This window comes from Dyella japonica (genome assembly GCF_040545895.1).
GTDB classification, from domain to species: domain Bacteria; phylum Pseudomonadota; class Gammaproteobacteria; order Xanthomonadales; family Rhodanobacteraceae; genus Dyella; species Dyella japonica_D.
This window is the reverse complement of record NZ_JBEPMU010000003.1, coordinates 19780-42513: the sequence shown is the minus strand read 5'-3', so window position 1 is coordinate 42513 and position 22734 is coordinate 19780. Positions and strand designations below refer to the sequence as shown.

The window sequence follows — 22734 nt, the reverse complement described above, 5'->3', positions numbered from 1 at the left end:
CCGACATTCAGTCGTGGCGAATGGGAGAGAAAAGATGATGGAGCAACATGCTTCGCCGTTGTTGCGGGAACCATTAAATAGAGGCGAATACAACGTGCTGTGCACGCAAGGCGTGAGGACCGTGCTCGCGTCCCGCAACGTGGCCATCATGGGCGACGTTCACGTCGACATACAGGCGCTTTCCGGGCCTCGTGCGGTGGTGTACCTGCATATGCATTCCAGTGGCTATACCGGTTTGGAAGTCACCATGCATGGCACTGCTGCCCAGGTTCGCAAACTCGCCGCTCAGCTGATACGTCACGCGGATGCTGCGGAACAGTTGCTGCAAGATAGCGCCTAATACAGCCTTCCGGTTGTGGCAGGAGCGAAAACAAAGGGCGCCCATGGGCGCCCTTTGTTCGTCGATTGCACTGAGCGACTCAGTGCATGACGGGCATTACCAGATCTTCACCTGCTTGTCGCCCGAACGCACCATGGTATCGCCCGGCTTGCACTGGTAGGCCGCGGCGAAGGATTCCATGTTCGACGGAGCGCCCATCGCGCGCAGCGAGGCCGGTGCGTGCGGATCGGTGTTGAGGCGGAGCAGGGCTTCCTTCTCACGCACGCTGCCGCGCCACACGCGAGCCCAGTTGAGGAAGAAGCGCTGGTCTTCGGTGTAGCCGTCGATCTTCGCGGCGGCTTCCTGCGGGTTCTTCTTCAGCGCTTCCTGCAGGGCGTCGTACGCCACGTTCAGGCCGCCCAGGTCGGCGATGTTCTCGCCCAGGGTCAGCTGGCCGTTGACGTGCACATCCGGCTTGTCCTTGATCGGCGCGTAGTCGTTGAACTGCGCGACGAGCTTGGCGGTGCGGGCCTCGAACTTGTCCTTGTCTTCCTTGGTCCACCAGTTGGCGTTGTTGCCTTCGCCGTCGAACTGGCTGCCTTCGTCGTCGAAGCCGTGGCTGGCTTCGTGACCGATCACTGCACCGATGCCGCCGTAGTTGATCGCGTCGTCGCCATTGGCATAGAAGAACGGCGGCTGCAGGATCGCGGCCGGGAAGTTGATCGTGTTGTCGGTCGGGTTGTAGTACGCGTTGACCGTCTGCGGGGTCATGCCCCATTCCTTGCGGTCGGTCGGCTTGCCGATCTTGTTGAGGTCGTACTGGTAGTTGAACTTGGCGGCGGCCATCACGTTGCCGTAGTAGTCACCCTGCTTGATGTCCAGGCCCGACCAGTCACGCCACTTGTCCGGGTAGCCGATCTTGGGCAGGAAGGTGTTCCACTTGGCGACGGCCTTTTCCTTGGTCTCGGCGCTCATCCAGTCGAGGTTTTCGATGCGAGCCTTCAGCGCGTTGCGCACGTTGGTGACCAGCTCTTCGGCACGCTGCTTGGCTTCCGGCGTGAACACCTTGGCCACGTACAGCTGGCCCAGCGCTTCGCCCATCGACTCGTTCACGCCGCCTAGCACGCGCTTCCAGCGCGGCTTCTGTTCCGGCTGGCCGGAGAGCGTCTTGCCGTAGAAGTCGAAGCGGGCGTCCTGGAAGGCCTTGCTGAGCAGCGGCGAGGCGTCGTCGATGGTGTGGAAGCGCAGGTAGGCCTGCCACTGGTCCGCCGGCGCAGTGGCCAGCAGCTTGTCGAACTCAGCGAAGAACTTCGGCTGCGACAGCGAGAAGCCCTTGTCGATGGTCACGCCCTGGGCCTTGAAGAAATCTTCCCAGTTGAAGTGCGGGGTGATCTTGTCCGCTTCCTTCACGGTGACGAAGTGGTACTGGTTTTCCGGCGTACGCAGTTCCACCGGCGCCAGCGAGGCCTTGGCCAGTTCGGTTTCGAACGCGAGGACCTGGTCAGCCTGCTTCTTCGCATCGGCTTCCGACACGCCGGTCAGCTGCAGCACCTTGGTGATGTGCTCGACGTAGGCGTCGCGGATTTCCTTGTACTTCGCGTCGGTGTAGTAATCCTTGGTCGGCAGACCCAGGCCGGCCTGCTGGGTGAAGCCGATCTGCATCTTGGCGTCCTTGAAGTCGGCGCCGGAGCCGAACTGGAACACCAGCTGATCACCCGAGGTGAAGTTCTGGGTGAGGTAGTTGGCCACGTCCTTGCCGCTCTTCAGCGCGGCAATGGCGTCGAGCTTGGGCTTGATCGGATCGAAGCCGGCCTTTTCGATGGCGGCGTCGTCCATGCCCGAGGCGAACAGGTAGCCGATCTTCTGCTCGATCGAGCCAGCCTGCGCGTTGGCGGCGTTCTTGGCGGCGTCGTCGACAATGGAATGCTGGGTGTTGAGGCTGTCCTCGGCCAGCTTGTCGAACGCGCCCCAACGGCTGCGGTCGTTCGGGATCGGGTTGGCGGCGACCCACTTGCTGTTGACGAAACCGTTGAAGTCCTGGCAGGCCTGGATGTTGCTGTCCAGGTCGCTGACGTCGAACACGCTCTTGGGCGCGGCAGCCGCCATGGCGGCGGTGCTGGCGGGGGCGGGCGCGGTGGTGCTGGCGGCCGGGGCCTTTTCGGCGTCCTCGTGCTTGCCGCAGGCGCTCAGCGACAGGGCCAGGCTCACGGCGAGCGCAATGGGCTTCATATACGGTTTGGTCATGGATTTCCCTCTGTGTGTCGTTGGCCGCGCAGGACGGCCGATGGTGATCGCGATCGCGAGGTTCCCTGCCGCTCCCCCGGATCGCACGTGCGACTGTTCAGGCTAGGCCGCAAGTCACGGTCCAGACAGTGTCAAAGGTCAGGGGGTTTGGGCGCAATGGGGGGCTTGGCTTGAGGTGGGATTCGACTACAGGGGGGCGATGGGCTTGGGGCAAGGGCCTAAAGGCCCAAAGGCCCAAAGGCCCAAAGGCCCAAAGGCCCAAAGGCCCAAAGGCCCAAAGGCGCTTTTCGGCAGCCGAACAGCCGGTCGCTTTGGGCTGCGATTGTCGCGTTGCCGCGATCTGGCCGCCTACGCGGCGGGCGTTTCGATCGGCTGCCGCCGCTCGAGTCACTTTTCTTTGCTGGCCCAAAGATCCCACGGGGACTAGCTTCGCGTCGAAAGTAACCCAAAGAAATGGCCTCAGAAGCTCACACTGACTGCGACATACAAGCCTGAAGGATTGCGGGCCCGGATCGTCACGATCTCCCTAATCAACGGTATGGCTACATCGCCAGTAAGGGTGTGCTGAGGATTTAGAGCCGGAGCCGTTTCGTATCGCTTCGAAGAAATGCCAGCTGCGCGCTCGTGCATTGCGGTGTACGTCACAGCGCGAAAATCGCATGAAAATACGACGCCTGCTGTTATTCGCCTGTCACCAATCGAGCCTATGGTCGGAGAAATCAGCGCTTGAGGGGAAGCGCATCACCGCGACCGTAGGGAGCCTTCCATGCGAAACAACCTCGCAGTCTGCATTGCCGCGTGCGTTTTGAGTTTTTCCGCCGTATCCCTCGCCCAACTTCCTGTCCATGCCGAATCAGTCGACGATGCGAGCCTGCATCACGGCGGTGGCAATGGGGACGTCCATACGTCCACACCGATCAAGCATCTGGTGGTGATCTTCCAGGAGAACGTCTCCTTCGATCACTACTTCGGCACCTATCCCTACGCCGCCAACGGCAAGGGCGAGCCGACGTTCTTCGCGCGCCCGTTCACGCCGCGCGTGAACGGCTACGACGCCAAGTTGCTCACGCACAATCCCAACCAGCAGAACAGCGCCAACGGCACGGGGGCGATCAATCCGTTCCGCCTCTCTCGTGCGCAGGCCGCGACGGCCGACCAGGACCACGCCTACGGTCCCGAACAGAAAGCGTTCGACGGTGGCGCGATGGACCTGTTTCCGAAATACACCGGTACCGGCGAAACGCTGCCGGGTGCCACGCCGGATGAGGAAGGCACTGGCCAGGTGATGGGCTACTACGACGGCAATACCGTCACCGCGTTGTGGAACTACGCACAGTCGTTCGCCTTGAGCGACAACAGCTACGGCAGCACCTTCGGGCCGTCCACGCCGGGCGCCATCAACCTGATCTCCGGCCAGACCAACGGCGTCACGCAGACGCTCAACGGCACCGGCAATGAAGTGGCTGACGGGCAGGGCGGTCTCACGCTGGTGGGCGATGCCGATCCCATCGGCGATGTCTGCTCTTCGCCCACGGGCAACCAGGTGCAGTTCGGCGGCAAGAACGTGGGTGACCTGCTCAACCAGGCCGGCGTGACGTGGGGCTTCTTCGAAGGCGGCTTCGATCTCACGCATGTCAACGCCAACGGCAGCACCGGCTGCGCGCGCAAGACCACCTCGGCAGTGACCAAGGCGAACGAGAGCGACTACATCCCGCATCATCAGCCGTTCCAGTATTACCCGAGCACGGCCAACCCGACGCATGCGCGCCCCACCTCGACCAAGACCATCGGTCATCAGGGCGATGCCGGCAATCACCAGTACGACATCAATGATTTCTACGCGGCCGTGCAGGCGGGCAACTTCCCGTCGGTGAGCTTCCTCAAGGCACCGGGTTACCAGGATGGTCATGGGGGTTATTCCGATCCCCTGGACGAGCAGCAGTTCATCGTGCACGTGATCAACTTCCTGCAGCAGCAGCCGGACTGGCGCGACACAGCCGTGGTCATTGCCTATGACGACTCCGACGGCTGGTACGACCACCAGGCCGCGCCGCGCATCAATGCGTCCAGCACCTCGTCCGATGCACTCGACGGCGCGGGCCTGTGCAAGGCCCGCGGCACGCTGCCGGGCACCAACAGCAAGGGCCAGCCGGTGCAGGGTCGTTGCGGTTATGGCCCGCGCCTGCCGCTGCTGGTGGTCTCGCCGTGGGCGCGCAGCAACCATGTCGATCACACGCTGACCGATCAGTCGTCCGTCACGCGCTTCATCGAGGACAACTGGCTGCGCAGCGAACGCCTCGGCGGTGGTTCGTTCGACAACGTGGCCGGCTCGCTCACCCCGATGTTCGATTTCTACCAGCCGTTCCCGGAACAGCGTCGACTGATCCTGGACGAGCAGACCGGCCAGCCGGTGAAGCAGCCCAAGCCGTGGCCGTGGGCGAGCCTGCCGCATTGGCACGGTTGATATCCTGAGTTTCCATGCGTGGCGCGCCCCGGACAGCGGTCCGGGGCGTTTCGTTTTTCAACTACGGAGGCGGTGAATCTTGCATCCCTCGCGTCGTCGTTTTCTTCAGGGCATGGGCCTCGTCGCCGGCACGGGCGCGCTGCGCGCGTTGGGTGCGCCCATGCACATGGCCATGCCACACGCCGCCAAAGGCAGCGGCCTTTGCAAGCACGCCGTGGCCGATCAAACCAGCGTGCCGAAGTTGCTCGATCCCTCGCGGCTCACGCCGTTCGTCGATCCCTTGCCGCGGCCGCAAGTGCTTCGCCCGAAAGCGGGCGAGACCCTGCGCATCGCCATGCGCGAAGGCGAGCAGCGCCTGCATCGCGATCTTGCGCCAACGCGCTTGTGGACCTACGGCGGCAGCATGCCTGGTCCCACCATCGAGGCACGCAGCGGCGAAGCGGTGCACGTGGAATGGAGCAACAAACTTCCTCTGAAACACTTTCTGCCCATCGATCACCACGTTTGCGGCGCCGAGCCCGACAAGCCGGAAGTGCGCGGCGTGGTGCATGTGCATGGCGCGCGCGTGCCCGCGACGGATGATGGCTACCCCACGGACTGGCTCGTGCCCGGCCAAGTGCGCAAGCAGACGTATCCCAATCAGCAGGAGGCGGCCACGCTCTGGTACCACGACCACACCATGGGCATCGAGCGGCTGAATCTCTACGCCGGCTTGTTTGGCATGTACCTGTTGCGCGACGAACACGAGTTGTCGCTGGGCTTGCCCAACGGTGACTACGAGTTGCCGCTGGTGTTAACCGATCGCCTGCTTACCGAAGACGGGCATTTGTATTACCCCACCTCCGGCGTAACCAATGCGCCGTGGGTGCCGGAAGTGTTCGGCAACGCCATGCTGGTGAACGGCGCATTGATGCCGCGCCTTGATGTGCAGGCGCGGCGTTATCGTTTCCGCGTGTTGAATGCCGCCAACGGGCGCTTCTTCCGCTTGAGCCTGCGGGGCCAGCGGCCGTTCCTGCAGATCGGCAGTGACCAGGGTCTGCTTGCTGCGCCCGTGTCACAGACGAGCTTGTTCCTTGCGCCGGGCGAGCGCGCCGATCTCATCGTGGATTTCGCCAGTTTGAACGGCAGTGCCATCGAACTGATGAACGACACGCTGCCGTTGATGCAGTTCAACGTCGCGCCTGGAAAGGTCGCCGATAACAGCCGCGTGCCGCCCACGCTGCGCGACGTGCCGCGCGTGGCCGAATCGCGCGCCACGACCACGCGCGTGCTCACCATCGACGAGTACGCCGATTGCGTCGCTACTCCGATGCTGATGCTGCTCGACGGCAAGCACTGGCATGATCCGGTGACGGAGAAGCCAAAACTCGGCAGCACGGAAATCTGGAGCCTGGTGAATCTCACCGAGGACACGCACCCGATCCATCTGCACCTGGTGCGCTTCCAGATTCTCGACCGTCGTCCGTTCGACGTGGACGACTACCTGGAATCAAAAACGATCCGCTACACCGGTCCGGCACAGCCGCCGCCTGCACATGAGGCCGGCTGGAAGGACACCGCACAGGTGTATCCCGGCATGGTGACGCGCTACATCATCACCTTCGACGGTTATGTCGGGCGCTATGTCTGGCATTGCCATCTGCTGGAGCATGCGTCGAACGAGATGATGCGGCCGTTTGAAGTGGTGGCGTGAGAGAGGCCGTAGCCCGCTTCCACACCGGCCTCATTCGTTGTCTTGAGCAAGTGCGCGTGCCGTTGCGGGCGAGGCCGGCAAGGTATCGGGTGCGACGGCGCCACCGGAAATGATGAACGCCATGGCCTGATCCATGGTCCAGTCGGTGGGCGTGAGTTCCTCCACGGCCACCACTTCCAGATAGCCGCCGGTGGGGTTGGGCGTGGTGGGAATGTAGACCGCCGCCATTTCGCGACCCGTGCCTTCCTCCGTCATCACGCGCGTGACGAAGCCCACCACCTTCATGCCCTTGCGTGGAAAGTCGATCAGCACCACGCGCTGCACGCCCGACGGTTTCTGCTGCAGTACGGCCATGAGTTTCTTGGTGCCGCCGTAGATGGTCTGCACCAGCGGAATGCGTGCAAGCAGGGCGTCGAAGCCGTCGATCAGGCGTTGGCCGATCACGCGGTTGGCGAGCCAGCCCAGGATGTACAGCACGCCCAGCGTCAGCAGCAGCGCGATCACGAAGGTGATCCACGCGTTGTTGAGCGCCATGCCCGCGAGTGGCGAGGTGGACGACAGCGTCGTCAGCAGTGCCGACGCCAGCGGCGTGCCGATGCCGGCGAGCATGCTCAGCACGAACTTGAACACCACCCAGGTCACCCACAGCGGAATGAAGGTGAGCAGGCCGGTGAACAGGTAACGCTTGATGCGCAGACGTTTCATGGATGGAATGCCGGGGAGGGACGCGGCATTGTCCCATGGCGACTGGCTTGGCGTCGTCCTAGGCGGCGTTGCTTTGTTGCTCGGCAGGCTCCACGCGCGCCTTCGGCTTCAGCCGCACGTACAACTGCTTGCGCACACGGGCCACGACCTCGCCGCTGCGCGTGGCGACATCCACATCGAACCAGCGCAGCACCTTCTCGCCACCGGCGGCAGCGGTGCGGAGTTCATCGACGACCGATGGCTCCAGCTTGAAGTGTGCGTATACGTCCTCGCGTCCCGGCGAGACGAAGTCGATGGCACCGGCCTTGTCCCACACGAAGTAGTCGTTGCCGAGCTGATGCATGGTCAGCAGCATCCAGAACGGATCGGTCATGGCGAACAGGTTGCCGCCGAACTGCGTGCGCACGTAGTTGCGGTTCCAGGGACGCAGGCGCAACACCACGCGCAATTCCGACCAGTCTTCCGACACGTATTGCACGCGGATGCTGTTGAACAGGAACGGCGGCCACAGGTTCATCAGGCGGCGGAAAGTGGAGGCGCGCATATCGGGCAGGTCAGGGGAGGAGCGGCCTAGGATACCTCAAACATACGGATGCGTATGTTTTGTCCATGGGCATTGCGGAATGCTGCAGAAAAACGAGCGTTGCCGCGTGAGCGAGGCCACGCGGGTTGTTGCCTGGGTGGGCCAGAGTGGGTGCGTTAGAATGTGCGGCTCAAGGCGCGACTTGATGGCGCCTCGGTGTGGATAACGCCACAGAACAACGCAGCAAAGGGTTCTCACCGCATGAATACCGCTTATCGCACCTCCCTGGCCGGCACCTCGCTGGACTATTTCGACGCACGCGCCGCCGTGGAAGCGATCCAGCCGGGCGCCTACGACGCGCTGCCGTACACCTCGCGCGTGCTCGCCGAGAACCTCGTGCGCCGCTGCGATCCGGCCATCCTCACCGAGTCGCTCAAACAGCTCATCGAGCGCAAGCGTGAACGCGATTTTCCGTGGTTCCCGGCGCGCGTGGTGTGCCATGACATCCTCGGCCAGACGGCGCTGGTGGACCTGGCCGGCCTGCGCGACGCCATCGCCGAGCGCGGTGGCGACCCGGCCAAGGTGAACCCGGTGGTGCCGGTGCAATTGATCGTCGATCACTCGCTGGCGGTGGAGTGCGGCGGTTTCGATCCGAACGCGTTCACGAAGAACCGCGCGATTGAAGATCGCCGCAACGAAGACCGCTTCCACTTCATCAACTGGACCAAGAAGGCGTTCGAGAACGTCGACGTGATTCCGCCGGGCAACGGCATCATGCACCAGATCAACCTGGAGAAGATGTCGCCGGTGATCCAGGTGCAGGACGGCGTGGCCTATCCCGACACCTGCGTGGGTACCGACAGCCACACGCCGCACGTGGATGCGCTGGGCGTCATCGCCATCGGCGTGGGTGGCCTTGAAGCGGAGAACGTGATGCTCGGCCGCGCGTCGTGGATGCGCCTGCCTGACATCATCGGCGTCGAACTCACCGGCAAGCGCCAGCCCGGCATCACCGCGACCGACATCGTGCTCGCGCTCACTGAATTCCTGCGCAAGGAAAAGGTGGTCGGCGCGTACCTGGAATTCCGTGGCGAAGGCGCGTCCAGCCTCACGCTGGGTGATCGCGCAACGATCTCCAACATGGCGCCGGAATACGGCGCCACCGCCGCGATGTTCTTCATCGACAACCAGACCACCGACTACCTGCGCCTTACCGGTCGCAGCGACGAACAGGTGAAGCTGGTCGAAACCTACGCCAAGGCCGCGGGCCTGTGGGCCGATACGCTGGATCGTGCGCAGTACGAGCGCACGCTGACGTTCGATCTTTCGTCGGTGGTGCGCAACATGGCCGGCCCGTCGAACCCGCACAAGCGCCTGCCGACCTCGGATCTCGCCGAACGCGGCATTGCCGTGAACTTCGACGCCGCGCAGGCGCAGGAAGCCAACGGCCAGATGCCCGATGGCGCGGTGATCATCGCGGCCATCACCAGCTGTACCAACACCAGCAATCCGCGCAACGTGATCGCCGCGGCGCTGCTCGCGCGCAACGCGAATGCGCGCGGCCTCACGCGCAAGCCGTGGGTGAAGAGTTCGCTGGCGCCCGGCTCCAAGGCGGTGCAGTTGTATCTCGAAGAAGCCAAGCTGCTGCCGGAGCTGGAGAAGCTCGGCTTCGGCATCGTGGCGTTCGCCTGCACCACCTGCAACGGCATGTCCGGTGCGCTGGATCCCAAGATCCAGCAGGAAATCATCGACCGCGACCTGTATGCCACCGCCGTGCTTTCGGGTAACCGCAATTTCGACGGCCGCATCCATCCGTATGCGAAACAGGCATTCCTCGCCTCGCCGCCGCTGGTAGTGGCTTATGCCATCGCCGGCACCATCCGTTTCGATATTGAGAAGGATGTGCTCGGAATCGATGCGAATGGCCAGCCGGTGACGCTCAAGGACATCTGGCCGTCGGACGAGGAAATCGACGCGATCGTGTCTTCCAGCGTGAAGCCCGAACAGTTCCGCAAGGTCTACGAGCCGATGTTCGCGCGCACGGGCAGCACCGGCACCAGCGCTGCGCCGTTGTACGACTGGCGCGCGCAGAGCACCTATATCCGTCGTCCGCCGTACTGGGAGGGCGCATTGGCCGGTGAGCGCACGCTCAAGGGCATGCGTCCGCTGGCGGTGCTCGGTGACAACATCACCACCGATCATCTTTCGCCGTCGAATGCGATCCTGCTCGACAGCGCCGCGGGCGAGTACCTCGCCAAGATGGGCCTGCCGGAAGAGGACTTCAATTCGTACGCGACCCATCGCGGCGACCACCTCACCGCGCAGCGCGCCACCTTCGCCAATCCCACGCTCATCAATGAAATGGCGGTGGTAAACGGCGAAGTGAAGAAGGGCTCGCTGGCGCGCGTGGAACCGGAAGGCAAGGTGATGCGCATGTGGGAAGCGATCGAAACCTATATGGATCGCAAGCAGCCGCTGATCATCATTGCGGGTGCCGACTATGGCCAGGGTTCGTCGCGCGACTGGGCGGCGAAGGGCGTGCGGCTGGCGGGCGTGGAAGCGATTGCGGCCGAGGGCTTCGAGCGCATCCACCGCACCAACCTGATCGGCATGGGCGTGTTGCCGCTGGAGTTCAAGCCGGGCACCAATCGCAAGACGCTGGGCATCGACGGCAGCGAAACCTTCGACGTGATCGGTACGCGTACGCCGCGTGCGGATCTCACGCTGGTCATCCATCGCAGCAACGGCGAGCGCATCGAGGTGCCGGTCACCTGCCGCCTGGATACCGCGGAAGAAGTGTCGATCTATGAGGCCGGCGGCGTGTTGCAGCGGTTTGCGCAGGACTTCCTCGAGGCTTCGCAGGCGGCGTGACCAGAAGCCCCTCTCCCCTTGCGGGAGAGGGGTTGGGGAGAGGGGCATGGATCAGCGACAGTTCGCCAAGACTTTGCGCAAAAACATGACCGACCCGGAGCAGCTACTGTGGCGTCACCTTCGTGCCCACCGCATGTGCGATCAGAAGTTCCGGCGGCAGCAACCCATTGGCCCCTACATCGTGGATTTCGTGCATTTCGGCGCTCGCCTGGTCGTTGAGGCCGATGGCGGGCAGCACAACGGCAGTGCCAATGACGCGGTGCGTGATGCATGGTTGCGGGGTCAAGGCTTCACGGTGCTGCGCTATTGGAATGACGAGATATTGCAGAATATCGAAGCAGTGCTTGAGGCCATTTTGAAAGAGCTCGCCAAAAGCGTCCCCTCTCCCCCAGCCCCTCTCCCGCAAGGGGAGAGGGGAGAACACCAGATTGCATCGATACGGGATTTTCATGAGCCATAAGCCCCAGATCCGCATCCCCGCCACCTACCTGCGCGGCGGCACCAGCAAAGGCGTGTTCTTCCGCCTGCACGATCTGCCCGAGTCGGCGCAGGTGCCCGGCGCCGCACGCGATGCGCTGCTGCTGCGCGTGATTGGCAGTCCCGATCCCTACGGTAAGCAGATCGACGGCATGGGTGGCGCCACGTCCAGCACCAGCAAGACGGTGATCGTGTCCAGGAGCACTCGCGCCGATCACGATGTGGATTACCTGTTCGGCCAGGTGGCCATCGACAAGGCCTTCGTCGACTGGAGCGGCAACTGCGGCAATCTCTCGGCGGCGGTGGGGCCATTCGCCATCGCGGGTGGCCTGGTTGATCCTTCGCGCGTGCCGCGCGACGGCGTCGCCATCGTGCGCATCTGGCAGGCGAATATCGGCAAGACCATCATCGCGCATGTGCCCATGACCAACGGCGACGTGCAGGAAACCGGCGATTTCGAACTGGACGGCGTGACGTTTCCCGCCGCCGAAGTGCAGCTGGAATTCATGGATCCCGCCGCCGAGGAGGAAGGCGTCGGCGGCACGATGTTCCCCACCGGCAACCTCGTCGATGATCTCGACGTGCCGGGCGTGGGCACGCTCAAGGCGACCATGATCAATGCGGGCATCCCCACCGTCTTCGTGGAGGCTACCGCCATCGGCTACACCGGCACGGAATTGCAGGACGCCATCAACAGTGACGCCAAGGCACTCGAAACATTCGAGACCATTCGCGCGCATGGTGCGCTGCGCATGGGTCTGATCAAGTCCCTCGACGAGATCGCCACGCGCCAGCACACGCCCAAGGTGGCCTTCGTCGCCAAGCCGGCCGACTACGTTTCCTCAAGTGGCAAGCAGGTGGCGGCAGGCGATATCGATCTGCTCGTGCGTGCCATGTCGATGGGCAAGCTGCATCACGCCATGATGGGCACGGCGGCCGTGGCCATCGGCACGGCTGCTGCCATCCCGGGCACGCTGGTCAATCTTGCGGCGGGTGGCGGTGAGCGCCAGGCGGTGCGCTTTGGCCATCCGTCCGGCACGTTGCGCGTTGGTGCCGAGGCAACGCTGGTGAATGGAACCTGGGCCGTCACCAAGGCCATCATGAGCCGCAGCGCGCGCGTGCTGATGGAAGGCTGGGTACGCGTGCCGGGCGATTCGTTCTAAGCATCGAACCCAGGTTCGGGCCGACGCCCCGCCCTGCCGGGGCGTCTTTGCACTACTCCGGAATGGGCGCTTTCCGCCTCTATCAACGGGTCGCAACTTGCCTATACTGCGATTCGGCAGCGGCATATGGGGTGCCGCTCCTTGGGGGAGATAGCATGGAAAAGCGTATCTGGTGCGCCGTCTTCGGCGTGCTTTGTCTTTGGTCGTCCCAGTTGTTTGCCGCCACCGTGTCTTTGGAAGACCTGGCGCGCCACGCACAGTACAGCCAGATCAAGATCTCAGCCGATGGCCATTACCTCGCGGCCACCACGGTGGTGAAGGGCAAGCCGATGCTGGCGCTGATCGATCTGGTCAATCACAAGGGCACGATGCTGAAGCCGCGCGAGGGCAATCAGGTCGTGGATTTCTGGTGGATCAACGATCATCGCGTGATCTACACCGAAGGCACGCAGGTAAGTGGCTGGGACCGGCCCTTCGCCACGGGCGAGCTCTTTGCCGTGAACGGTGATGGTTCGGGCGCGGCCCTGCTGTTCGGCTATCGAGCGGGTAGCGGCAACGGCAACACGCACATCCAGCAGGCGCAGTCGGAGCGCGCTTCGGGGGAGCTGGTGGATATCCTGCGCAACGGTGATCGCAACCACGTGATGATCGCGACCAACTCGTGGGACAGCGGTGCCGATGGCGCGTACACGCAGCTCTTCATCATGGACGCGAACAGCGGCGTCAAGCGGCCGGTGGGAACGGCGCCACTGCGCAATGCCTCCTTCGTGGTCGACAACCATGGCGTGGCCCGTTTCGCGATGGGCTCGGACAGTCACGCGTATCGGGTGGTGTATTACCGCGAGGACGGAAGCCAGCAGTGGCAGCTGCTGTTCCAGGGCTCATCCACGAAGGACGTGCCGTGGCCGGAGGCGTTCAACCGCGACGATTCGGTGGTCTACATGTCGTGCCACGGCACGACTGCCATTGGCGCGCTGTGCCCATGGGACGTGGCCAGCAAGACCCTGAAAGCGCCGGTGTGGACCAATGACATCACCGACGGCGACACCCTCATGCGTTCGCTGGACGGACGTGACGTGGTGGGCGTATACGCCATGCCCGGAACGCCTTCCGCATCGGCCTTCGTCGCTGGCTCGGACACCATGAAGGTGATCGGTGCGCTCACCAAGGCCCTGCCTGGCGAAAGCGTGCGCGTCGTGTCCAGCACGGAGGATGGCAGCAAGGCGGTGGCGCTGGCCTCGTCGGACATGGATCCGGGCACGTATTACCTGTGGGACAACGCCACCGGCAAGGCCGAGCAACTGCTTCAGCGCGCCGAATGGATCAAGCCCAGCCAGATGGCCTCCAAGCAGCCGATCGAGTTCAAGGCGCGCGACGGCATGACCATTCGCGGTTACCTGAGCATGCCGCCGGGCCGTGAAGAGGCCAAGCAACTGCCGCTGGTGGTGATGGTGCATGGCGGTCCGTTCGGCATACGCGACGATTGGGAGTACGACCCCACCGTGCAGGTGATGGCCACGCGTGGCTATGCGGTGCTGCAGGTGAACTATCGCGGCTCGGGCGGCTATGGCGCGGGCTTCGAGCACGCCGGCTACAAGGAGTGGGGCGGCGCCATGCAGGACGACGTGACCGACGCAACGCACTGGGCCATCGACCAGCACATCACCACGGCGGGACGCATCTGCATTTTCGGCGGCAGCTACGGCGGTTACGCGGCGCTGGAAGGTGTGGTGAAAGAGCCGGATCTCTATCGCTGCGCCATCGGCTACGTCGGCGTCTACGACCTGGCCAAGATGTACACCGACGGCGACATCTCCGATCGCATCAGCGGCAAGAACTACCTGCGCAACACCCTGGGCACCGATCCGGCCATGCTGGCGGCCCGCTCGCCGATCAACCAGCTCGACAAGCTCAAGGCCAGCGTGATGCTGATCGTGGGTGGGCAGGATGAGCGCGTGCCGCCGATCCATGGCGAATCACTGCATGCGGCGCTCAACAAGCGGGGGGTGCCGCACGAGTGGTTGTACAAGTCGGGTGAAGGCCACGGCTTCTACGATGAGAAGAACAACGTGGAGCTGTTCGAGCGCCTCACGCAGTTCCTCGACCGCAACATTGGCAGCAACGGTGCGGTGGCGAACGCGCCCTGAAGAACGCAAAGCCCACTCCCGCGAGGGAATGGGCTTTGCCCGTGATATCGGTTGCTGGCGGCGGGGCATTCCCGTCGCCACGTCGATCAGAACAACAGCGACGCCATCCGGCGGCGATAGCGGCCCACCAGCTCGGCGTCGTCGAGCGTGGTGAAGGCGGCCAGCAAGCGCTTCTTCGCCTGGCCGTCGTTCCAGTCGCGGGCTTTTTCAAGGATGGCGAGGAACTGATCCAGTCCGCCCGGCGCGTCGCCTTCCAGCAGCAGGCGCACGCCGAGCAGGTCGCGTGCGGCCCAATCGCCGGCATCGGCTTGTACGCGTTGCTGCAATTCCTGCAGCGACGGCGCACCCTTGAGCGCACGAGCCAGGTCGAGCTGGCTGCGCAGGCGCACGGCGCGAGCATCGGTGGCGAGGTTGGCGGGCAGCGAGGTCAGTTCGGCTTCGGCGGCGTCGGCGTTGCCGGCGCGCATCAGGGCCAGGGCGAGATCGAGTTTCAGCTCCGCGCGTTCCGGTTCGGCCGCGATGGCCTGCTGGATGCGATTGATCGCTTCCTCCGGCGATTCCGGTGTGGCTTCCACGTCGTTCGCGTCACCATCAAGCGGTTGCACGTGGCGCTGCAGGAATTCGCGCAGCTGGCCTTCGGGCAGGGCACCCTGGAAACCGTCCACGATCTGGCCGTCCTTCACCAGCATCACGGTGGGAATGCTGCGGATGCCGAACATGCCGGCCAGCTGCTGCGACTTGTCCACGTCGACCTTGGCCAGCCGGAACGCGCCGTTGAACTCGCCGGCGAGCTTTTCCAGCATCGGGCCGAGCGTCTTGCACGGGCCGCACCAGGTCGCCCAGAAATCGACCAGGATCGGCGTGGTCAGCGAGGCCTGCAGCACCTCGGCTTCGAAGTTGTCCTCGCGCACGTCAAAAACATGCGTATCGGCGGTCGTGGCACTCACTGGGAACTCCCGTTGACGAATGCCCTTCACATCAGGGCGTCAGCCAGCATATCAAGGTCGCAGGGGCTTACGGTGCCTCCGCGTGAACGCTTGGTTCGGCCACTGCGGCGGCAGACACGGATATTTGCGAAAATCCCCCCATGACCATGCCATCGCAAGGCCTCAAACCGGCTATCGCTCCCCCCACGCTGTGGATTTGCGAGCACTGCGACACGGTATACCGCCGCCGCAAGCTGGCGCGTGGCGAGGTGGCGCGTTGCGTACGCTGCGACGCCATCCTCGCCCGGCATCACAGCATCGGCGTGCGTGGCATGTTTGCGCTGGTGATCACCGCGATGATCGCCTTCGTGCAGGCCAACATCTGGCCCATCGTGACGCTGGGCCTCAACGGCCAGCAGATCAGCGCCACGCTGTGGGGCTGCATCATGATCATGTGGCGCTCCCACGCGGAGGTGGTGGCCGTGATTGCCGCGCTCACCTTGTTCTTCTTTCCCATCGTGAAGATGGGTTTCCTGTTCTGGGTGTTGGCCTATGCGCGCCAGCGCCGCCGTGCGCCGGGCTTCCGCTGGATCATGGTCATGCTCTATCGCGTGGGCCCGTGGACGATGAGCGAGGTATTCGTGCTCGGCGCCCTGGTGGCGATCGTGAAGGCGCACATGTATTTCGAAGTGGCGGCCAATCCGGGCATCTTCGCGTACGGTGTGCTGATGCTAATCATCACGGCGTTCTCCAGCATCGACGTGCGCCGCCTGTGGGACATCACCGAGGAAACGCCGGCATGAGTGAATTGCCCCGCGCCAGCGACCTGGGCCTGATTGGCTGCCACGTCTGCCGCATGGTGTGCCGTGACGTGAAGGCGCCGGATGTGGTGTGTCCGCGCTGCGGGTCGCCGCTGCACAAGCGCAAGTCGCGCAGCTATACGTACACTTGGGCGTTGCTGATCGCCGCATTCATGTTCTACTTGCCCGCCAACATCCTGCCCATCATGCGCACGGTGAGCCTGGGCGACGTGGACGACAACACCATCCTCAGCGGCATCATCGAGCTGTGGGTCAAGGGATCGCCCGATCTTGCCGTTATCGTGTTCACGGCCAGCATCGTGGTACCGGTGTTGAAATTCTTCGCGCTGGGGCTGCTGCTGATCAGTTCGCAACGCGGCAGCCAGTGGGCGCAGCGCCAGCGGGGCAGGCTTTACCGGCTGGTCGAGTTCATCGGCTACTGGTCGATGCTGGACGTGTTCGTGGTGGCGCTGCTCACGGCGCTGGTGCAATTTGGTTTCTTCAGCCAGGTGGAACCCCTGCCTGGCGTGGTGTTCTTCGGGCTCACCGTGGTGATTACCATGATCGCCTCGATGACGTTCGATCCACGATTGATCTGGGATGGCAGGGACTCCGATGACTGACGACAACAAGATCACCGACGACTTGCCCGAACCCGTGGTCCAGCGGCCGCGGGTGAATGCGTCGCTGGTCTGGCTGGTGCCGGTCATCGCCGCGCTGGTGGGCCTCTCGCTGGTGATCCACGCGTGGTACGAAGCGGGCCCCACCATCAACATCAGCTTCCAGAGCGCCGAAGGCCTCGATCCGGGCAAGACGCCGGTGAAGTTCAAGAGCGTGATCATCGGCAAGGTGAGCACCGTGCGCCTCAGCGAAGACCGCACGCACGTGGTGGCCAAGGTGGCGCTGGAGAAGACCGCCAAGGGCTTTGCCACCGCCGATTCGCGCTTCTGGGTGGTGCGTCCGCGCATCGGGCTCGGTGGCGTGTCCGGCATCGATACGCTGCTCTCGGGCGCTTTCATCGGCGCCGACGTCGGCCAGTCGCAGGAGCCCAAGGACAACTTCGTCGGCCTGGAGTCGCCGCCCACGGTCACGCATGGCGCGCCGGGCAAGACCTTCGACCTGCATTCGGACGACCTCGGCTCGCTGGATATCGGCTCGCCCGTCTACTACCGCCGCATCCAGGTGGGACGCGTGTCGTCCTACCACCTCAACAAGGACGGCAAGGGCGTGACGCTGCAGATCTTCGTCGATGCACCCAACGACGAGTTCGTCACCACCTCCTCGCGCTTCTGGAATGCCAGCGGCATCGACGTGTCACTGGGTGCCGACGGCCTGAAGGTCAACACGCAATCGCTCGCCACGGTGCTGGCGGGCGGCGTCGCGTTCCAGGATCCGCCGGGGCCGCACGACGCCACGCGCGCGCAGGAAAACGACGCCTTCACGCTGTTCAACGACCAGGCTACGGCGATGGCGCCGCCCGATGGCGAGCCGCGCTACATCCGCATGCGCTTCAACCAGTCGCTGCGTGGCCTGGCGGTGAATGCGCCGGTGGAATTCCTGGGCGTGCCGTTTGGCCGCGTGGTGTCCATCAACCTCGACTACGACGACAAGACGCAGACCTTCCCGACCATCGTCGGTGCGGTGGTGTATCCGGCGCGCCTGGGCAAGGCGCACGACAAGCTCGTGGCCATCGCCAAGTCGCAGGGCGACGACGAGCAGATGTCGATGATGATGGGCAAGCTGGTCGATCGCGGCCTGCGCGCGCAGGCACGCACCGGCAACCTGCTCACCGGGCAGCTCTATATCGCGCTGGATTTCCTGCCGAAGGCGCCGACGGTGGCCTTCGATGGTCGCGCCCGGCCGCTGGAAATCCCCACGGCGCCGGGTGACTTCGACAAGATCCAGCAGCAGATCGCCGACATCGTCAACAAGATCCAGAAGATTCCGTTCGACAGCATCGGCAACAACCTCGACCAGACGCTGGCCGAGCTCAACCGCACGCTCAAGCAAGTGAACAGCGGTGTGCTGCCGGAAGTCACCAACACGCTCAAGGGCGCGCAGAAGACGCTGGGCAATGCAGACAACATGTTCTCGCCCGATTCGCAGCTGCAACAGAACCTGGGCGGTACGCTGCAGGAATTGCAGCGGGCCGCGCGTTCGCTGCGCGTCATGACCGACTATCTGGGCGCGCATCCGGACGCGCTGCTGCGTGGCCGCCGCGCCGACGACAAACCGGCGCAGACGCCGCCACCACCGCCGCCGCCGGTCGAACCGTCGCAAGGGAGCAAGCCATGAAGCGCTGGGGAACGTTGAACCTGGCCATTGCCGCACTGGCGCTGGTGCTGGGTGCGTGCGGTTCGGCGCCGCCGCTGCGCTACTACACGCTGGTGCCGCCGGCTGGTGGCGAAGCCACGGTGGCGCCCACGGCGCAGCCCTTCCAGTTCGAACTGCTGCCGGTCACGGTGCCGGCGCAGGTGGACCAGCCGCAGATGGTGGTGCGCGAGGGCGGGCAGGGCGTTGACGTGCTGCAGGGGCAGCGCTGGATCGCACCGCTGGGTGACGAAGTGCGCGGTGCGCTCAGCGCCGACCTCACGCGTGATTTCCGCGCCCAGGACGTGACCGGTTTGCCCAGCCATGGCAACGCTGTGGTGCGCATCAAGCTCGATATCCGCCGCTTCGATTCCGTGCCCGGCAGCTATGCCTATATCGATGCGGCGTGGAGCGTGCGTCCGCTGAAGGGCGGCGATGGCGTGGCGTGCACCAGTCGCCTCAGCGAAACCGTGGGCCAGGGCTACGACGCCCTGGTGCAGGGACACCAGCAAGCGATCAACCGCCTCGCCGGACAGATCGGCGCGGCCGCGGCGGCCATGGCCAATGGCCAGGGCACCAGCTGCCCTCAGGGTTGATCGCGCAGCCAGCGGGAGTGCGCAACGTGCCTCCCGCCAGGCCCTCCGTGGCACCGTTTTGCGACCGTTTGGCGCGGAACAGACCCCAATTCTGCTAGTCTGCCGCGTTCCCAGCTGACCATCGGAAAGGCCGGTGGCAGCCCGCAAAACTCACGGCGCCGGACACATGCAGGACATTCAGGATCAAGGTAACCAGGACCAGGGCAACGAGCAGGGCTACCAGCCGCAGACGCTGGAAACCGCCGCTCAGACGTATTGGCGCGACCAGCGCGCCTACGAGGTGAAGGAAGACGCCTCGCGGCCCAAGTTCTACTGCCTTTCCATGCTGCCGTATCCGTCCGGCGCGCTGCACATGGGCCATGTGCGCAACTACACCATCGGCGATGTGATCAGCCGCTACCAGCGTATGCAGGGCAAGAACGTGTTGCAGCCGATGGGTTGGGACGCCTTCGGCCTGCCCGCCGAAAACGCCGCGATCAAGAACAAGACCGCGCCGGCCAAGTGGACCTACCAGAACATCGAGCACATGCGCGCCCAGCTGCAGCGCATGGGCTTCGCGTACGACTGGACCCGCGAATTCGCCACCTGTCGCCCCGACTACTACCGCTGGGAACAGTTGATGTTCACGCGGCTGATGAAGAAGGGCATGGCCTACCGCAAGAATGCGGTGGTGAACTGGGATCCGGTGGACCAGACCGTGCTCGCCAACGAGCAGGTGGTCGACGGCCGCGGCTGGCGCTCCGGCGCGCTGGTGGAGAAGCGCGAGATCCCGCAGTGGTTCCTCAAGATCACCGACTACGCGCAGGAACTGCTCGACGGCCTGGACACGCTGCCCGGCTGGCCCGATGCGGTGAAGACCATGCAGCGCAACTGGATCGGTCGTTCCGAGGGCCTGGAAATCCATTTCGACGTGGAAGGCGAGAGCGAGCCGCTCACCGTCTTCACCACGCGTCCCGACACGCTGATGGGCGTCACCTTCGTCTCCATCGCCGGCGAACATCCGCTGGCGCTCAAGGCGGCGCAAGGCAACGCCAAGCTCGCGGCCTTCCTTGAGGAACTCAAGCACGGCGGCGTGTCCGAGGCCGAGCTGGAGACGCAGGAAAAGCGCGGCATGGATACCGGCATCGAAGCCGTGCATCCGCTCACCGGTGAAAAGATCCCGGTGTTCGTGGCCAACTTCGTGCTGATGGGTTATGGCACGGGCGCCGTGATGGCCGTGCCCGGCCACGACCAGCGCGACTGGGAATTCGCCAAGAAATACAGCCTGCCGATCAAGATGGTGGTGGTCGATCGCGCCGTGCTCGATGCCGTGGCCGAGATCAATCACGACCTGTCCAAGGGCGTGGGTTCCGATCCACTGCGCGCCGCGCTCGGCGTTGGCAGCGTCGATGTCTACAACATCCCGGCGGCCGTGCAGCTGATCGAAGACTTCGAGAAAAGCATCCAGGAAGACAGCGCCTTCACCGAGCGCGGCTATCTGGTGAACTCGGGCGAATTCGACGGCATGGATTACGGCCAGGCCTTCGAAGCCATGGCCGCGCGCTTCGAGCGCGAGCACAAGGGCGTGCGCCGCGTGAACTGGCGCCTGCGCGACTGGGGCGTGAGCCGCCAGCGCTACTGGGGTTGCCCGATTCCCGTGATCTACTGCGCCACCTGCGACGCGGTGCCGGTGCCGGAAGACCAGTTGCCCGTCGTGCTGCCGGAAGACGTCGCGTTCTCCGGCGTGCAGTCGCCGATCAAGGCCGATCCCGAGTGGCGCAAGACCACGTGCCCGCAATGCGGCGGTCCGGCCGAGCGCGAAACCGACACCTTCGACACCTTCATGGAATCGAGCTGGTACTACGCGCGCTACACCAGCCCGGGTGCGCACGATCAGGTCGACGAACGCGCCAACTACTGGCTGCCGGTGGACCAGTACATCGGCGGCATCGAGCACGCCATCCTGCATCTGCTGTACTTCCGCTTCTATCACAAGCTGATGCGCGACGCGGGCCTGGTGCATTCGGACGAGCCGGCCACCAACCTGCTGTGCCAGGGCATGGTGATCGCCGAAACGTTCTATCGCGACAGCGCCGATGGCTCGAAGGACTGGATCAATCCGGCCGACGTGGAAATCGAGCGCGACGACAAGGCGCGCGTGATCGGTGCGCGTTCGAAGCACGACGGCCAGCCGGTGAAGATCGGCGGCACCGAGAAGATGTCCAAGTCCAAGAACAACGGCATCGATCCGCAGGCCATGGTGGATAAGTACGGCGCCGACACGGTGCGCTTGTTCTCCATGTTCGCGGCGCCGCCGGAACAGTCGCTGGAATGGAGCGAGGCCGGCGTGGAAGGCATGGCGCGCTTCCTGCGCCGCTTCTGGCGCGAAGTGACCACGCATGCGGCCAACCCGGATCACCCGGTGGTCGATCCGTCCGTGCTGGACGCCGGCCAGAAGACGCTGCGTCGCCAGGTGCACGAAACCATCCAGAAGGTGAGCGACGATTTCGGCCGGCGCCACTCCTTCAACACGGCCATCGCCGCGCTGATGGAACTGCTCAACGCGCTCAACAAGTTCAACGACCAGAGCGACCAGGGCCGCGCCGTGCGCCATGAAGCGCTCGAAGCGATGGTGCTGCTGCTCAACCCGGTGGTGCCGCACGTGAGCCACGCGCTGTGGCAGGTGCTCGGTCATCCGCAGTCGGTGCTGGAAGACCAGCCCTGGCCGCAGGTGGATGGCGCCGCGCTGGTGCGCGACTCGCTCACGCTTGCGGTTCAGGTCAACGGCAAGTTGCGCGGTACCATCGAGGTGGCCGCCAACGCGTCCAAAGAAGAAGCCGAGGCGCTGGCCCGCGCACATCCGCCGGTTGCCGCCTTCCTGGAAGGCCAGACCGTGCGCAAGGTGATCGTAGTGCCCGGCAAGATCGTCAACATCGTCGCAGGATGAAATCCATGAGCCGTGTGTTCAAAGCTTCGCTGCTGTTGATGTCCACTGTTGTGCTGGCAGCGTGCGGGTTCCATCTGCGCCAGAACGTGGCGTTGCCGCCTGCCATGCAGCGCGTGCACGTGACGTCGGGCAATCCCAACCTCCAGCGCGGTCTTGAGCGCGCGCTGGTGAGCTCGGGCATCACGGTCGAAGAGCATGCCGGCACCGGTGTCGCCGAACTTAGCGCTCCACTTGCCCAATTCAGCACCGATACGCTGACCGTGAGCGGGCAGGCGCGCGTGACCGAATACACCGTGCGTTATCACGTGGAATTCGACGTGCACGACGGTACCGGCCAGCCGCTGGTACCGCACCAGCGCATCGACCTGCAGCGCGAATTCAGCTACGACGCCACCAATACCGTGGGTACGCAGGCGCAGGTCGACGCGATCCAGGGCAGCCTCAACGACGACATGGTGCAGGCCATCCTGTTCCGTCTGCAGGCGGCTGGCCGTCATCCGGGCCAGACGGCCGCGGCGGCTGCTGAGCAAGCGCAGCCGGCCTCGGCCAGCAGCACGCACTAAGCAAGCG

General features: G+C 64.3%; 17 protein-coding genes. 13 read left to right on the top strand and 4 right to left on the bottom strand.

The genetic code is table 11. The features are described from left to right. Positions 1 to 34 precede the first annotated feature (34 nt). Positions 35 to 340, top strand: coding sequence for a hypothetical protein (locus tag ABIC75_RS10400; RefSeq protein WP_354013789.1), 306 nt, complete (start codon positions 35 to 37; stop codon positions 338 to 340). A 96-nt stretch (positions 341 to 436) separates the two neighbouring features. On the opposite strand, the gene ABIC75_RS10395 is transcribed toward ABIC75_RS10400, so the two are convergent. After that, complete coding sequence (locus ABIC75_RS10395; protein ID WP_354013788.1) at positions 437 to 2563, bottom strand: M13 family metallopeptidase; 2127 nt, start codon at positions 2561 to 2563, stop codon at positions 437 to 439. Between the two features lie 766 nt (positions 2564 to 3329). Here ABIC75_RS10395 and ABIC75_RS10390 point away from each other — a divergent pair. Together ABIC75_RS10390 and ABIC75_RS10385 are read left to right on the top strand one after the other, a co-directional pair. Further along, on the top strand, positions 3330 to 5027 hold the full coding sequence (locus ABIC75_RS10390) for a phospholipase C (protein ID WP_354013787.1): 1698 nt from the start codon (positions 3330 to 3332) through the stop codon (positions 5025 to 5027). Between the two features lie 79 nt (positions 5028 to 5106). Further along, positions 5107 to 6720, top strand: coding sequence for a multicopper oxidase family protein (locus tag ABIC75_RS10385; RefSeq protein WP_354013786.1), 1614 nt, complete (start codon positions 5107 to 5109; stop codon positions 6718 to 6720). A gap of 30 nt (positions 6721 to 6750) precedes the next feature. Here ABIC75_RS10385 and ABIC75_RS10380 read toward each other — a convergent pair whose 3' ends face one another. Both ABIC75_RS10380 and ABIC75_RS10375 read right to left on the bottom strand, forming a co-directional pair. Next, a complete protein-coding gene (locus tag ABIC75_RS10380; protein WP_354013785.1) occupies positions 6751 to 7425 on the bottom strand; it encodes a DUF502 domain-containing protein in 675 nt (224 codons plus the stop codon). A gap of 58 nt (positions 7426 to 7483) precedes the next feature. After that, the gene (locus ABIC75_RS10375) at positions 7484 to 7969 is read right to left on the bottom strand and encodes a DUF4442 domain-containing protein (RefSeq protein ID WP_354013784.1); all 486 of its coding nucleotides are present in this window, start codon (positions 7967 to 7969) and stop codon (positions 7484 to 7486) included. Between the two features lie 240 nt (positions 7970 to 8209). On the opposite strand from ABIC75_RS10375, the gene acnD reads away from it, so the two are divergent. The 4 genes from acnD (at position 8210) to ABIC75_RS10355 (ending at position 14606) form a co-directional block, all read left to right on the top strand. Then, a complete protein-coding gene (gene acnD / locus ABIC75_RS10370) occupies positions 8210 to 10819 on the top strand; it encodes a Fe/S-dependent 2-methylisocitrate dehydratase AcnD (protein WP_354013783.1) in 2610 nt (869 codons plus the stop codon). 46 nt (positions 10820 to 10865) lie between these two features. After that, positions 10866 to 11279: an endonuclease domain-containing protein gene (locus ABIC75_RS10365; RefSeq protein ID WP_354013782.1), complete on the top strand. Its 414-nt coding sequence runs from the start codon at positions 10866 to 10868 to the stop codon at positions 11277 to 11279. Beyond that, positions 11269 to 12459 carry a 2-methylaconitate cis-trans isomerase PrpF gene (prpF, locus tag ABIC75_RS10360; RefSeq protein ID WP_354013781.1) on the top strand — a complete coding sequence of 397 codons (1191 nt, stop codon included), beginning with the start codon at positions 11269 to 11271 and terminating at the stop codon, positions 12457 to 12459. Before ABIC75_RS10365 ends, prpF begins: the two co-directional genes overlap by 11 nt. A 155-nt stretch (positions 12460 to 12614) precedes the next feature. Next, positions 12615 to 14606 carry an alpha/beta hydrolase family protein gene (locus tag ABIC75_RS10355; protein ID WP_354013780.1) on the top strand — a complete coding sequence of 664 codons (1992 nt, stop codon included), beginning with the start codon at positions 12615 to 12617 and terminating at the stop codon, positions 14604 to 14606. Between the two features lie 86 nt (positions 14607 to 14692). On the opposite strand, the gene trxA is transcribed toward ABIC75_RS10355, so the two are convergent. Next, positions 14693 to 15553, bottom strand: coding sequence for a thioredoxin (trxA, locus tag ABIC75_RS10350; protein ID WP_354013779.1), 861 nt, complete (start codon positions 15551 to 15553; stop codon positions 14693 to 14695). 140 nt (positions 15554 to 15693) lie between these two features. On the opposite strand from trxA, the gene ABIC75_RS10345 reads away from it, so the two are divergent. The 6 genes from ABIC75_RS10345 to lptE all read left to right on the top strand — a co-directional run bounded on the left by ABIC75_RS10345 (position 15694) and on the right by lptE (position 22727). Then, on the top strand, positions 15694 to 16335 hold the full coding sequence (locus tag ABIC75_RS10345) for a paraquat-inducible protein A (protein ID WP_354013778.1): 642 nt from the start codon (positions 15694 to 15696) through the stop codon (positions 16333 to 16335). Then, positions 16332 to 16955: a paraquat-inducible protein A gene (locus ABIC75_RS10340; RefSeq protein ID WP_354013777.1), complete on the top strand. Its 624-nt coding sequence runs from the start codon at positions 16332 to 16334 to the stop codon at positions 16953 to 16955. The genes ABIC75_RS10345 and ABIC75_RS10340 overlap by 4 nt, the downstream gene beginning before the upstream one ends. Then, positions 16948 to 18627, top strand: coding sequence for an intermembrane transport protein PqiB (locus tag ABIC75_RS10335; RefSeq protein ID WP_354013776.1), 1680 nt, complete (start codon positions 16948 to 16950; stop codon positions 18625 to 18627). The genes ABIC75_RS10340 and ABIC75_RS10335 overlap by 8 nt, the downstream gene beginning before the upstream one ends. Further along, on the top strand, positions 18624 to 19238 hold the full coding sequence (locus ABIC75_RS10330; RefSeq protein WP_354013775.1) for a PqiC family protein: 615 nt from the start codon (positions 18624 to 18626) through the stop codon (positions 19236 to 19238). Before ABIC75_RS10335 ends, ABIC75_RS10330 begins: the two co-directional genes overlap by 4 nt. A gap of 166 nt (positions 19239 to 19404) precedes the next feature. Continuing rightward, complete coding sequence (leuS, locus tag ABIC75_RS10325) at positions 19405 to 22164, top strand: leucine--tRNA ligase (RefSeq protein ID WP_354013774.1); 2760 nt, start codon at positions 19405 to 19407, stop codon at positions 22162 to 22164. 5 nt (positions 22165 to 22169) lie between these two features. Next, positions 22170 to 22727, top strand: coding sequence for an LPS assembly lipoprotein LptE (gene lptE / locus ABIC75_RS10320; RefSeq protein WP_354013773.1), 558 nt, complete (start codon positions 22170 to 22172; stop codon positions 22725 to 22727). Positions 22728 to 22734 lie beyond the last annotated feature (7 nt).